Source organism: Pseudomonas sp. PICF6 (assembly GCF_009831705.1).
In the GTDB taxonomy this organism is placed as follows: domain Bacteria; phylum Pseudomonadota; class Gammaproteobacteria; order Pseudomonadales; family Pseudomonadaceae; genus Aquipseudomonas; species Aquipseudomonas rhizophila.
On record NZ_WUUD01000020.1, the window covers coordinates 220,342 to 232,431 of the forward strand.

General features: G+C 61.2%; 7 protein-coding genes. 4 read left to right on the forward strand and 3 right to left on the reverse strand.

Annotation, left to right across the window (positions count from 1 at the left end):
- A partial coding sequence (locus GSM73_RS27335) for an FAD-dependent oxidoreductase (RefSeq protein WP_256676911.1) occupies window positions 1–641 on the reverse strand: 641 nt, incomplete at its 3' end.
- Between the two features lie 210 nt (window positions 642–851).
- The gene (locus GSM73_RS14225; protein ID WP_256676908.1) at window positions 852–1,850 is read right to left on the reverse strand and encodes an FAD:protein FMN transferase; all 999 of its coding nucleotides are present in this window, start codon (window positions 1,848–1,850) and stop codon (window positions 852–854) included.
- 225 nt (window positions 1,851–2,075) lie between these two features.
- Here GSM73_RS14225 and GSM73_RS14230 point away from each other — a divergent pair, with 225 nt between their 5' ends.
- Window positions 2,076–3,374 carry an MFS transporter gene (locus GSM73_RS14230; RefSeq protein WP_076385588.1) on the forward strand — a complete coding sequence of 433 codons (1,299 nt, stop codon included), beginning with the start codon at window positions 2,076–2,078 and terminating at the stop codon, window positions 3,372–3,374.
- Window positions 3,375–3,526: 152 nt separating this feature from the next.
- Here the strand turns inward: GSM73_RS14230 and GSM73_RS14235 are convergent, their stop codons facing one another.
- A complete protein-coding gene (locus GSM73_RS14235) occupies window positions 3,527–4,990 on the reverse strand; it encodes a glyceraldehyde-3-phosphate dehydrogenase (RefSeq protein WP_047227217.1) in 1,464 nt (487 codons plus the stop codon).
- Between the two features lie 168 nt (window positions 4,991–5,158).
- On the opposite strand from GSM73_RS14235, the gene mfd reads away from it, so the two are divergent.
- Genes mfd through GSM73_RS14250 form a run of 3 tightly spaced genes read left to right on the forward strand, consistent with a single transcriptional unit; the run spans window position 5,159 to window position 11,890 of the window.
- Complete coding sequence (mfd, locus tag GSM73_RS14240) at window positions 5,159–8,608, forward strand: transcription-repair coupling factor (protein WP_047227216.1); 3,450 nt, start codon at window positions 5,159–5,161, stop codon at window positions 8,606–8,608.
- 10 nt (window positions 8,609–8,618) lie between these two features.
- The gene (locus tag GSM73_RS14245; protein WP_160893006.1) at window positions 8,619–9,185 is read left to right on the forward strand and encodes a CsiV family protein; all 567 of its coding nucleotides are present in this window, start codon (window positions 8,619–8,621) and stop codon (window positions 9,183–9,185) included.
- Window positions 9,186–9,196: 11 nt separating this feature from the next.
- Window positions 9,197–11,890 (forward strand): DEAD/DEAH box helicase, encoded by a 2,694-nt coding sequence (locus tag GSM73_RS14250; RefSeq protein ID WP_160893008.1) that lies wholly within the window; start codon window positions 9,197–9,199, stop codon window positions 11,888–11,890.
- The last annotated feature ends 200 nt before the right edge of the window (window positions 11,891–12,090 follow it).

A 12,090-nucleotide genomic window follows, 5' to 3' on the forward strand; every position in this document is an offset into this window, starting at 1 on the left:
AGGAAGCTCAGCAACTGGCCGCGGTTATCCACCAGTTCCACCAGCACACCCAAGCCGCTGAAGATCGAGGCGTATTCGCAACCGATCACCCCGGCGCCGTAGACAATCAGCTTACGCGGGGTGTGGCCCAGGCTCAGGATCGTGTCGCTATCGTAGATACGTGCGTGGTTGAAATCGATATCGGCCGGACGATACGGGCGCGAGCCGGTGGCGATGATGATGTGCTTGGCCACCAGCTTTTCGACCACGCCATTGCCGCAGACCACTTCAACGGTCTGCTCGTCGGCAAAGCTGCCGGTGCCAAAGAACACGTCGACCCGGTTGCGGGCGTAGTAACCGGTGCGCGAGGCGACTTGCTTGGAGATCACCTTCTCGGCGCTCTTGAGCACGTCCGGGAAGGAGAACCAGCGCGGCTCGCCGATGGCGCGAAACATCGGGTTGGTGTTGAACTGCATGATCTGCCGGACCGAGTGACGCAAGGCCTTGGACGGGATGGTGCCCAAGTGGGTGCAGTTGCCACCGACCTGCCGACGGCTGTCGACCATCGCGACCTTGCGCCCTGCCTTGGCGGCGTTCATTGCCGCGCCCTCTCCCGCCGGGCCGGAACCCAATACCACCACGTCGTAGTTGTAGACAGCCATGCGTACTCCTCAGAACAGGCCGCGGCGCCACATTTGGCGCCACGGCTAAATCATGCCGGCCTGCGGCATGAAGGAACAATTTGGGGCCGGTTCACGAGCCCGGCCACAGTCTATAGAAGCGTCAACGCCGCGCACATTACCCCTTGGTCGCGTCGTAGGCTAGTTTTGCCTGCGCTATTTCGCCACAGGTATGCTTTCACAACGCTGTCATCATTGGGTTTTTCCGCGACTGATCCGTTCAAACTCATCATTGGTGCGAACAATAAAACGGTCATTGTCCCGCAATACGAAAAATACCCCGACACCGTATTTTTCGGCATAGTCCCAACCCCGTTCAGGACCGAGAATCAGCAACAGCGTCGATAGTCCATCGGCCATCAACGCCGAAGGATGAATCACCGTGACTGACGCGAGGTTGTGTAGGACCGGTGCACCGGTGCGCGCATCAAAGGTGTGGGAATAACGCCTGCCGCCCTGTTCGAAATATTTACGGTAGTCGCCCGAGGTGGAAACCCCGTAGCCGTTGACCTCGATAACGCGCTCAGCCACCCGCCGGTCGTCCCGGGGTTCTTCCAGGGCGATACGCCAGGCGGCACCATCGGGTTTGCGTCCGGCGGCCTTGAGTTCGCCAGTGACCTCGGCCAGATAGCTGTCGATGCCCAAGGCCTTGAACCGGCTGGCGATGCGGTCGACGGCATAACCGGCGGCGATACTGTTGAAGTCGACTTCCACCGCGGCGTCTTTGCACAAGCGGTCGCCGTCGATGCGCAGATGAGCATGCCCGACGCGTTGGCGCACCTGGGCCAGGGCTTCTGCGGTCGGTACTTTCTCTGCTCGGGACTGGGGACCGAAGCCCCACAGGTTGAGGAGCGGCTCCACCGTCAGATCGAAAGAGCCGTCGCTTTGGGAGGACAACTGCTCACCCACGCGGATCAACTCCAGGACAGGGCCAGGCATGATCTGGCAGCTATCGGCCGGCAACGCATTGAAACGTTCGATGTCCGAATCGCTGCGATAGGTCGAGAACTGTCGATCCACTTCGGCAAGGATGCTTTCCACCTCGGCCCGCACCGCTTTCGGTCCAGGTGCGGCGGAATGCCTGACGTACTGAATCGAATAGTGGCTGCCCATGGTCGGGCCGTCGAAGCGCTCCAGGGTGTCGCCGTTGCCGCAACCGGACAACACGCCGAGCAGCACCACAAGCCCCATCCATCGTCCAGTTAACAAATCTTCATCCCCCCTCGAAACCGCGCCGGCCATTATGGGCTTCAGCGCCCTTCAGTCCAGATGCAAAAAACTGTGGGAGCGAGCCTGCTCGCGATAGCGTCGGATCAAACGACATTGATGTGACTGACACACCGCTATCGCGAGCGGGCTCGCTCCCACAGTGGGTGCAGCGCTTTCATACAAGATTGTCAGAGTGAGTACCTACCCATGCCTTCCAACACCAGCAACGGCAAGGCGATCTTTCGCGTTGTCAGCGGCAACTTCCTGGAGATGTTCGACTTCATGGTCTATGGCTTCTACGCCACGGCCATTGCCAAGACCTTCTTCCCGACCGACAGTGCTTTCGCCTCGCTGATGCTGTCCCTGGCCACATTTGGCGCCGGGTTCTTGATGCGCCCGCTGGGGGCGATTTTTCTCGGGGCCTACATCGACCGGCACGGCCGCCGCAAAGGCTTGATCATCACCTTGGCGATGATGGCCGCCGGCACCGTGCTGATCGCTTGTGTGCCGGGTTACACCACCCTCGGCGTGGCGGCACCGCTGCTGGTGCTGCTGGGGCGATTGCTGCAGGGCTTTTCCGCCGGTGTTGAGCTGGGCGGCGTATCGGTGTATCTGGCGGAAATTTCCACACCGGGGCGCAAGGGTTTCTTTGTCAGCTGGCAATCCGCCAGTCAACAGGCCGCCGTCGTGTTTGCCGGCCTGCTGGGCGTTGGCCTCAATCACTGGCTGAGTCCCCAGGAGATGGGCGAATGGGGCTGGCGCGTGCCGTTTCTGGTGGGTTGCATGATCGTGCCGGTGATATTCGTGATCCGTCGCTCCTTGGAAGAAACACCTGAATTCCAGGCGAGAAAACATCGCCCTACCCTGTCGCAAATCATCCGTTCCATCGGTCAGAACTTCGGCATCGTCCTGGCGGGCATGGCGTTGGTGGTGATGACCACGGTGTCGTTTTACCTGATCACGGCGTACACGCCGACCTTCGGTAAAGCCGAACTGAACCTGTCGGACCTGGATGCGTTGCTGGTGACGGTATGCATCGGGCTGTCGAACTTCTTCTGGCTGCCGGTGATGGGCGCATTTTCCGACAAGATCGGACGCAAGCCCTTGCTGCTGGGTGCGACGATTCTGGCGATCCTCACGGCATATCCGGCGCTGTCCTGGCTGGTGGCGAACCCCAGCTTCAGCCATCTGCTGATCGTGGAGTTGTGGTTGTCGTTCCTGTATGGATCGTACAACGGTGCCATGGTAGTCGCCTTGACGGAAATCATGCCGCTGGAAGTGCGCACCACCGGCTTCTCCCTGGCCTACAGCCTGGCAACAGCGACCTTCGGCGGGTTTACGCCAGCGGCCTGTACTTATCTGATTCATGTGCTAGGCAACAAGGCCGCGCCGGGGATCTGGCTCAGTGGCGCGGCGGTGTTGGGGCTGATTGCTACCTTGGTGTTGTTCAGGGGCAATCGCCATGAACTGCGGACTGCACAGGCCTTGGCGGCGAGCGGCGCCTGACAGATTGCTATCGCGAGCAGGCTCGCTCCCACAGGATTTACTCGGTCCAATGTGGGAGCGAGCCTGCTCGCGATGAGGCCAGCCCGGGCGACAGAAAACCCAGACAAAAAAACGCCCCGACAAGTCGGGGCGTTTTCATGTGCAGCTAAGGCTTAGCGCGGGAATGCTGGCGGGTTTACACCGGCCATGTCTTCCATCACGCGAACGACCTGGCAGCTATAACCGAACTCGTTGTCGTACCAGACGTACAGCACAACGCGGTTATCCTGAACGATGGTCGCTTCAGCGTCGACCACGCCGGCATGGCGCGAGCCAACGAAGTCGGTGGACACCACTTCCTGGGAATTGACGAAATCGATCTGCTTGTGCAGGTCGGAGTGCAGCGCCATATAGCGCAGGTACTCGTTCATCTCTTCACGGGTGGCGGCTTTCTCAAGGTTCAGGTTGAGGATGGCCATCGACACGTTCGGCGTCGGTACACGGATCGCGTTGCCGGTCAGCTTGCCGGCCAGCTCAGGCAAAGCCTTGGCAGCAGCGGTGGCGGCACCGGTCTCGGTGATCACCATGTTCAGCGCGGCGCTGCGGCCACGACGGTCGCCTTTGTGGAAGTTGTCGATCAGGTTCTGGTCGTTGGTGTACGAGTGAACGGTTTCAACGTGACCGTTGATGATGCCGAACTTGTCGTTCACAGCCTTGAGCACCGGCACGATGGCGTTGGTGGTGCACGAAGCGGCGGAGACGATCTTGTCGTCAGCGGTGATTTCGTTGTGGTTGATGCCGTGAACGATGTTCTTGAGCTTGCCCTTGCCAGGTGCGGTCAGAACAACGCGGTCGACACCCGGGCATGCCAGGTGCTGGCCCAGGCCATCGGCGTCACGCCATACACCGGTGTTGTCCACCAGCAGTGCGTCCTTGATGCCGTACTGGGTGTAATCCACCTCGGTCGGGTTCTTCGCGTAGATCACCTGGATCAGGTTACCGTTGGCCGTGATGGTGTTGTTTTCTTCGTCGATGGTAATGGTGCCGTTGAACGAACCATGGACCGAATCGCGACGCAGCAGGCTGGCGCGCTTGGTCAGGTCGTTCTCCGCGCCTTTGCGCACCACGATGGCACGCAGGCGCAAACCATCGCCACCACCGGTTTTCTCGATCAGGATGCGCGCCAGCAGACGACCGATACGACCGAAGCCGTAGAGCACGACGTCGGTGCCTTTGCGTGCCGAAACGTTTTGCTGGCCAACCACATCAGCCATCTCTTCGCGAACGAACTGCTCGGCGCTACGGCCATTGCCCTCGTTACGGAATTTGAACGCCAGCTTGCCCAGGTCCACCGAAGCCGCGCCGAGCTTGAGCTCGCTCATGGCCTTGAGCAGAGGGAATGTTTCGTGGACGGAGAGTTCGCTGTCGTCGGAAGAACGGTGGCGAGCAAAGCGGTGAGCCTTGAGAATCGCGATGACAGACTGGTTGATCAGGCTGCGGCCATAGATCGAGCTCACCACGTTGTTATTGCGGTAGAGCTGACCGATGAGAGGGATCATCGCTTCTGCGAGTGCTTCACGATCGATCCATTCACCAAGACACTGGTCGGGCTTCTGAGTCACGGGAACCTTCCACATGTAGGGGCTGAAAAAAGGGGCTACATTATGCCGCCGACTCTTCGGCGGAGCAATGCGCGCCTGTCGCACCGTGGTTTTCCTGTTCGCCAGGGTAGTCTGCGACTGACAGGCGCCCCCTTCCCCCGCTACAATTGCCGACTTTGTCGCAACGCTGGAGCTCAACCTTCCGTGCCCGTTCTGCGTCTCCCGCTTCTCCCTGCCGCGGCAGGTAAACAGCACTGGGGCAACCTGCCCGGTGCCGCCCTGAGCCTGGCCATTGCCGAGGCTGCCAGCGCTGCAAAGCGCTTTACCCTGCTGCTGACCGCCGACAGCCAAAGCGCCGAGCGGCTCGAACAGGAACTGAGTTTCTTCGCCCCGGATTTGCCCGTGCTGCATTTCCCGGACTGGGAAACCCTGCCCTACGATCTGTTTTCGCCCCACCAGGACATCATTTCCCAGCGAATCGCCAGCCTTTATCGATTGCCGGAGCTCAGTCATGGCGTTTTGGTAGTGCCGATCACCACGGCCCTACATCGTCTGGCACCGACCCAGTTTTTGCTCGGCAGCAGCCTGGTGCTGGACATCGGCCAGAAGCTCGACGTCGAGCAAATGCGCAGCCGTCTTGAAGCCAGTGGCTATCGTTGCGTCGACACGGTGTACGAGCACGGCGAGTTCGCGGTACGCGGCGCGCTGATCGATCTGTTCCCGATGGGCAGCAAGTTGCCTTACCGCATCGACCTGTTCGATGACGAAATCGAAACCCTGCGCACTTTCGACCCGGAAAACCAACGTTCCATCGACAAAGTACAGTCGGTGCGCCTGCTGCCGGCCAAGGAATTCCCGCTGCAAAAAGACGCCGTGACCCGCTTCAAGGCGCGCTTTCGCGAACGTTTCGATGTGGATTTCCGTCGCTGCCCGATCTTCCAGGACCTGAGCAGCGGGATCACTCCCGCCGGTATCGAGTACTACCTGCCGCTGTTTTTCGAAGAAACCTCCACCCTGTTCGATTACCTGCCCCAGGACACTCAGGTGTTTTCCCTGCCCGGCATCGAGCAGGCGGCGGAAAACTTCTGGAACGATGTGCGCAATCGCTACGAAGAGCGCCGCGTCGATCCTTCCCGTCCTTTATTGCCACCGGCCGAGCTGTTCCTGCCGGTGGAAGACTGCTTCGCCCGGCTCAAGAACTGGCCACGCGTGGTGGCAAGCCAGCAGGACGTGGAAACGGGCGTCGGCCGCGAACGCTTCCCGGCCAAGGCCTTGCCGGACCTGGCGATCGAAGCCAAGGCCACGCAGCCACTGGCGGCCCTGGCCGGTTTTCTCGACGGTTTCCCCGGCCGCGTGCTGTTCACCGCCGAATCCGCCGGTCGTCGTGAAGTGCTGCTGGAACTGCTTGAACGCCTGAAACTTAGGCCGAAAACCGTCGATAGCTGGCCAGACTTCGTCGCCGGCAAAGACCGCCTGGCGATTACTATCGCGCCGCTGAACGATGGCCTTGTCCTGGAAGACCCGGCCCTGGCGCTGGTGGCCGAAAGCCCATTGTTCGGCCAGCGCGTCATGCAGCGTCGGCGTCGCGAGAAACGTGCCGACGCCGCCAACGACGCGGTCATCAAGAACCTCACCGAGCTGCGCGAAGGCGCGCCAGTGGTGCACATCGACCACGGCGTAGGCCGCTACCTGGGTCTGGCGACCCTGGAAATCGACAACCAGGCCGCCGAATTCCTCACCCTGGAATACGCCGAAGGCGCCAAGCTCTACGTGCCGGTGGCTAACCTGCACCTGATCGCCCGCTACACCGGTAGCGACGACGCCCTGGCGCCGCTGCATCGGCTGGGTTCGGAAACCTGGCAGAAAGCCAAGCGCAAGGCCGCCGAACAGGTGCGCGACGTGGCTGCCGAACTGCTGGACATCTATGCCCGGCGCGCGGCCCGCGAGGGGTATGCCTTCGCTGACCCGAAAGCCGACTACGAAACCTTCAGCGCCGGGTTCCCCTTCGAGGAAACCGTCGACCAGCAAACCACCATCGAGGCCGTGCGCGCTGACATGCTCGCGCCCAAACCGATGGACCGGCTGGTGTGCGGCGATGTCGGTTTCGGCAAGACCGAAGTGGCGATGCGCGCCGCATTCATTGCCGTGCACGGCGGCAAGCAGGTGGCAATCCTGGTGCCCACCACCCTGCTTGCCCAGCAGCACTACAACAGTTTCCGCGACCGCTTCGCCGACTGGCCGGTGACCGTGGAGGTGATGAGCCGCTTCAAGTCCACCAAGGAAGTGAACGCGGCGGTGGCCGATCTGGCCGAGGGCAAGATCGACATCGTCATCGGCACGCACAAACTGCTGCAGGACGATGTGAAGATCAAAAACCTGGGGCTGGTGATCATCGACGAAGAGCACCGCTTTGGCGTGCGCCAGAAAGAACAGCTCAAGGCCCTGCGCAGCGAGGTCGACATCCTGACCCTGACGGCCACGCCGATCCCGCGCACGCTGAACATGGCGGTGTCGGGCATGCGTGACCTGTCGATCATCGCCACGCCGCCGGCCCGTCGCCTGTCGGTGCGCACCTTCGTCATGGAGCAGAACAAAAGCACGATCAAGGAAGCCCTGCTGCGCGAGTTGCTGCGTGGCGGCCAGGTCTATTACCTGCACAACGACGTCAAGACCATCGAGAAATGCGCCGCCGATCTGGCCGAGCTGGTGCCGGAAGCGCGCATCGGCATCGGCCACGGGCAGATGCGCGAACGTGAACTCGAACAGGTGATGAGCGATTTCTACCACAAGCGCTTCAACGTGCTGATCGCCTCGACCATCATCGAGACCGGCATCGATGTGCCGAGCGCCAACACCATCATCATCGAGCGCGCCGACAAATTCGGCCTGGCCCAGTTGCACCAGTTGCGCGGTCGGGTCGGGCGCAGTCACCACCAGGCCTACGCCTACCTGTTGACGCCACCGCGCCAGCAGATCACCCCGGACGCGGAAAAGCGCCTGGAAGCCATCGCCAACACCCAGGACCTGGGTGCCGGTTTCGTGCTGGCCACCAACGACCTGGAAATCCGCGGTGCAGGCGAGTTGCTGGGCGACGGCCAGAGCGGCCAGATCCAGGCCGTGGGTTTCACCCTGTACATGGAAATGCTCGAACGGGCGGTCAAGTCGATCCGCAAGGGTGAGCAACCGAACCTCGACCAACCGTTGGGCGGCGGGCCGGAAATCAATCTGCGGGTGCCGGCGCTGATCCCGGAAGACTACCTGCCGGATGTCCACGCACGGCTGATCCTCTACAAACGCATCGCCTCGGCCACTGACGAAGAAGGCCTCAAGGACCTGCAAGTGGAGATGATCGACCGCTTCGGCCTGCTGCCGGAGCCAACCAAGAACCTGGTGCGTACCACCTGGCTCAAGCTCAAGGCCGAGCAACTGGGCATCAAGAAAGTCGACGGCGGCCCCAATGGCGGTCGTATCGAGTTCGAAGCCCAGACGCCGGTCGACCCGCTGGTACTGATCAAGCTGATCCAGGGCCAGCCCAAACGCTACAAGTTCGAAGGTGCCACGATGTTCAAATTCATGGTGCCCATGGAACGCCCGGAAGAGCGTTTCAATACCGTAGAAGCGCTGTTCGAGCGCCTCACTCCGACCCCTGCTTGAAGGACGCCCCATGCGCCTGTTTCGCTCACTGACCTTGTTGATGACCCTGGTCGCTCCCCTGGCGTTTGCCGATGACCTGTATCAGGTTGAAATGATCCTGATGCGCCAGAACGCCGAACCGGCGATTGTCAGCCGCGCCGCACCGGAGGACTGGGACGCGGGCGCGCAACGCCTGGACGCGAAGAGCCAGCGCACGCCTGCATTGGGTCACATCGTGGAAAAACTCAACGCCAGCGGCCAGTACACGGTGCTGATGCACAAAGCCTGGCAGCAGAACCTGGGCGAACAGGGCAGCCGAATCGCCGTCAGTGATGGCGTAGAACAGTTCGGCCAGTTTCCCATCGAAGGAACCCTGGAACTGAAACTGGGGCGGTTTACCGACGTGGACGCCGACTTCTGGATCAACCAGATCGACACCAATGGCCTGGTCACTTCCAGCGAACGCCTCAAACAGCAGAGCCATACCAAAAATGGCCAGTTGAATTTCCTCGACAACGGCCACCTCGGCCTGCTGATCAAAATCACCTCGCTGACTGCGCCTGCGCCACGGCAGGCGCCTGACGTCATTCCGGACTGATCGGCGCGCCTATGCCCTCGCCCCTGAGCAAACCCCTGGCACCCTCCTGGGTCAATCGATTCAAGGAACAGAGCCTGGAGCGCGGGCGCCGTTACGCGCTGGAAAACCGCGTCAGGATCGTCGAGGCTGGCGACAGCACCATCACCGCCAGTTGTGAAGGCTCTGGGGGTAACGTTTACCGCCAGACGATTCGTCTGAAAGAATCAGCCAAAGGCACGTTGATTCTGCTTGAAGCCGCCTGTACCTGCCCGGTGCGCATCAACTGCAAGCACTGCGCGGCGGTACTGCTGCAAGTCCAGGAAACCCTGGCCTACCCGGCCGCCGAGAAAGACGCGCAGTTGCTGGAGAAACTCCAGGCCGTGCTGGAAAACCGCAGCCCCAAGGCCCCGCCGCAAGTGCTGGTGGACAATGTCCAACCAATGCCGCGGCTGTGGCTGGCGAGCATCGAGTTCAGCGCTTTCGAGCCGCGCAATGGCAAGATGCAGCGCTACATCCAGCACCGCGCCGCCCTGTCTTTCAGCTACCTGGACGAATACGTCAGCGGCCAGCGCAACACTGACGTACTGATTCGCCAGGACACACAGACGCTGCGGATAAAACGCCAGACAGAAGTGGAGCAGTCCTACCGCGAACAGCTTCGAATCCTCGGTTTCAAGATCGCGACCCGCCAAAGCAAGGCCCTGCCCGAAAGCGCCGGTGAGCTGTACGAGATGGTCAACGACAGTGCCTGGCTGACGTTCACCCTCAACGATCTGCCGAAACTGCGTAGCCAGGGCTGGGAGTTGCAGATCGACGAGGATTTCGGTTTCGACCTGACGGCGGTGGACGAATGGTATGCCACGGTCGAAGAAACGCCGGAACGGGACTGGTTCGATCTGGAACTGGGGATCATCGTCAACGGTGAGCGATTGAGCCTGCTGCCGATTCTGCTGAACCTGATGCGTTCGCACATCGAGCTGTTCAACCCGGAACGCCTGGCCAGGCGCCGCGATGACGAACTCATTCTGGTCAACTTGCCTAACCGCCCGAACTCCGAGTTCGGCCCGCAGCAAGTGGCCCTGCCCTATGGCCGGCTGAAACCGGTGCTGGCCACCCTGGGCGAGTTTTACCTGCAAGAACCGGGCACCACCAAACTGCGCTTGAACAGCGCGGATGCCCTGCGCCTGAACCCGCTGCAAGACATGCCCTTGCGCTGGGAAGGCGGCGAACACATTCGTGGCCTGGCCCAGCGCCTGCGGGACATCAAGGACTTCACCAGCACCGCGCCAGAAGGCCTGAACGCCACGCTACGGCCTTATCAGCTCGAAGGTTTGAGCTGGATGCAATCGCTCAGGCAGCTGGAAGTCGGCGGCATCCTCGCGGACGACATGGGCCTGGGCAAAACCCTGCAAACCCTGGCGCACATCCTCAGCGAAAAAAACGCCGGGCGCCTCGACCGCCCTTGCATGGTGGTCATGCCCACCAGCCTGATCCCCAACTGGCTCGACGAGGCCGCCCACTTCACCCCGCAACTCAAGGTGCTGGCCTTGTACGGCGCCGGGCGCAAGAAGCACTTTGACCGGCTGAACGATTACGACCTGGTCCTCACCACCTATGCGCTATTGCCCAAAGATGTCCAGCGCCTGGCGGCGCAGCCGTTGCATGTGCTGATCCTCGATGAAGCCCAGTACATCAAGAACCCGAACAGCAAAGCCGCCGAGGCGGCCCGCGAACTCAACGCCCGCCAGCGGCTGTGCCTGTCCGGTACGCCGCTGGAAAACCACCTGGGTGAATTGTGGTCGTTGTTCCACTTCCTGCTGCCGGGATGGCTCGGGGACGTCAAGAGCTTCAACCGCGACTACCGCGTGCCGATTGAAAAGCGCGGCAGCGATGTGCGACTGCAGCACCTCAACGGTCGGATAAAACCTTTTCTGCTGCGCCGGACTAAGGAGCAAGTGGCGACAGAACTGCCACCCAAGACCGAGATCATCCATTGGGTCGAGCTCAGCGATGCCCAGCGGGATGTCTACGAAACCATGCGCCTGGCCATGGACAAGAAGGTACGCGACGAGATCACCCGCAAAGGCGTGGCTCGCAGCCAGATCATCATTCTCGAGGCGCTGCTCAAGCTGCGCCAAGTCTGTTGTGACCTGCGCCTGCTCAACGATGCCGCCCTGCCTGCCCGCGGCAGCACCTCGGGCAAGCTCGACAGCCTGATGGAGATGCTCGAAGAGCTGTTTGAAGAAGGTCGCCGGGTGCTGCTGTTTTCTCAGTTCACATCGATGCTGTCGCTGATCGAAGACGAACTGAAGAAACGCGGCGTCGATTACGCCATCCTGACCGGCCAGACCCGGGACCGACGTACGCCGGTCAAGGAATTCCAGAGCGGCAAGCGTCAGATCTTTCTGATCAGCCTGAAGGCCGGCGGCGTAGGCCTGAACCTCACCGAGGCGGACACCGTGATCCACTACGATCCATGGTGGAACCCCGCCACCGAAAACCAGGCGACCGACCGCGCCTATCGCATCGGCCAGGAGAAGCCGGTGTTCGTCTACAAAATGATTGCCCGAGGCACGGTGGAAGAAAAGATTCAGTTACTGCAGAAGGAAAAATCCGACCTCGCAGCCGGCGTATTGGACGGGCGCGTGGCCGGAGACTGGAAACTGCAAAGCGACGATATCGAGGCGCTGTTCGCGCCATTGCCGGACAAGCTGGAAAAACGCTGATTCCAGCAATCTCTGTGGGAGCCGAGCTTGCTCGCGATAGCGGTGGTTCAGTTGTCGGAGATGTTGGCTGTGCCGCCGTCATCGCGAGCAGGCTCGCTCCCACATTGCCCTGAGGTGAGCGCCGGATAGGTCTGCACCCCAAATCTCCTGTGGGAGCGAGGCTGAACTGGCCTAATGATTTTGGACACTTCAATCGGGCG

Bases quoted from the DNA above. Each gene is read 5' to 3' on its own strand.
- GSM73_RS14225 (WP_256676908.1), bottom strand. From the start codon at position 1,850: ATGGGGCTTGTGGTGCTGCTCGGCGTGTTGTCCGGTTGCGGCAACGGC.
- GSM73_RS14230 (WP_076385588.1), top strand. From the start codon at position 2,076: ATGCCTTCCAACACCAGCAACGGCAAGGCGATCTTTCGCGTTGTCAGC.
- GSM73_RS14235 (WP_047227217.1), bottom strand. From the start codon at position 4,990: ATGTGGAAGGTTCCCGTGACTCAGAAGCCCGACCAGTGTCTTGGTGAA.
- GSM73_RS14245 (WP_160893006.1), top strand. From the start codon at position 8,619: ATGCGCCTGTTTCGCTCACTGACCTTGTTGATGACCCTGGTCGCTCCC.
- GSM73_RS14250 (WP_160893008.1), top strand. From the start codon at position 9,197: ATGCCCTCGCCCCTGAGCAAACCCCTGGCACCCTCCTGGGTCAATCGA.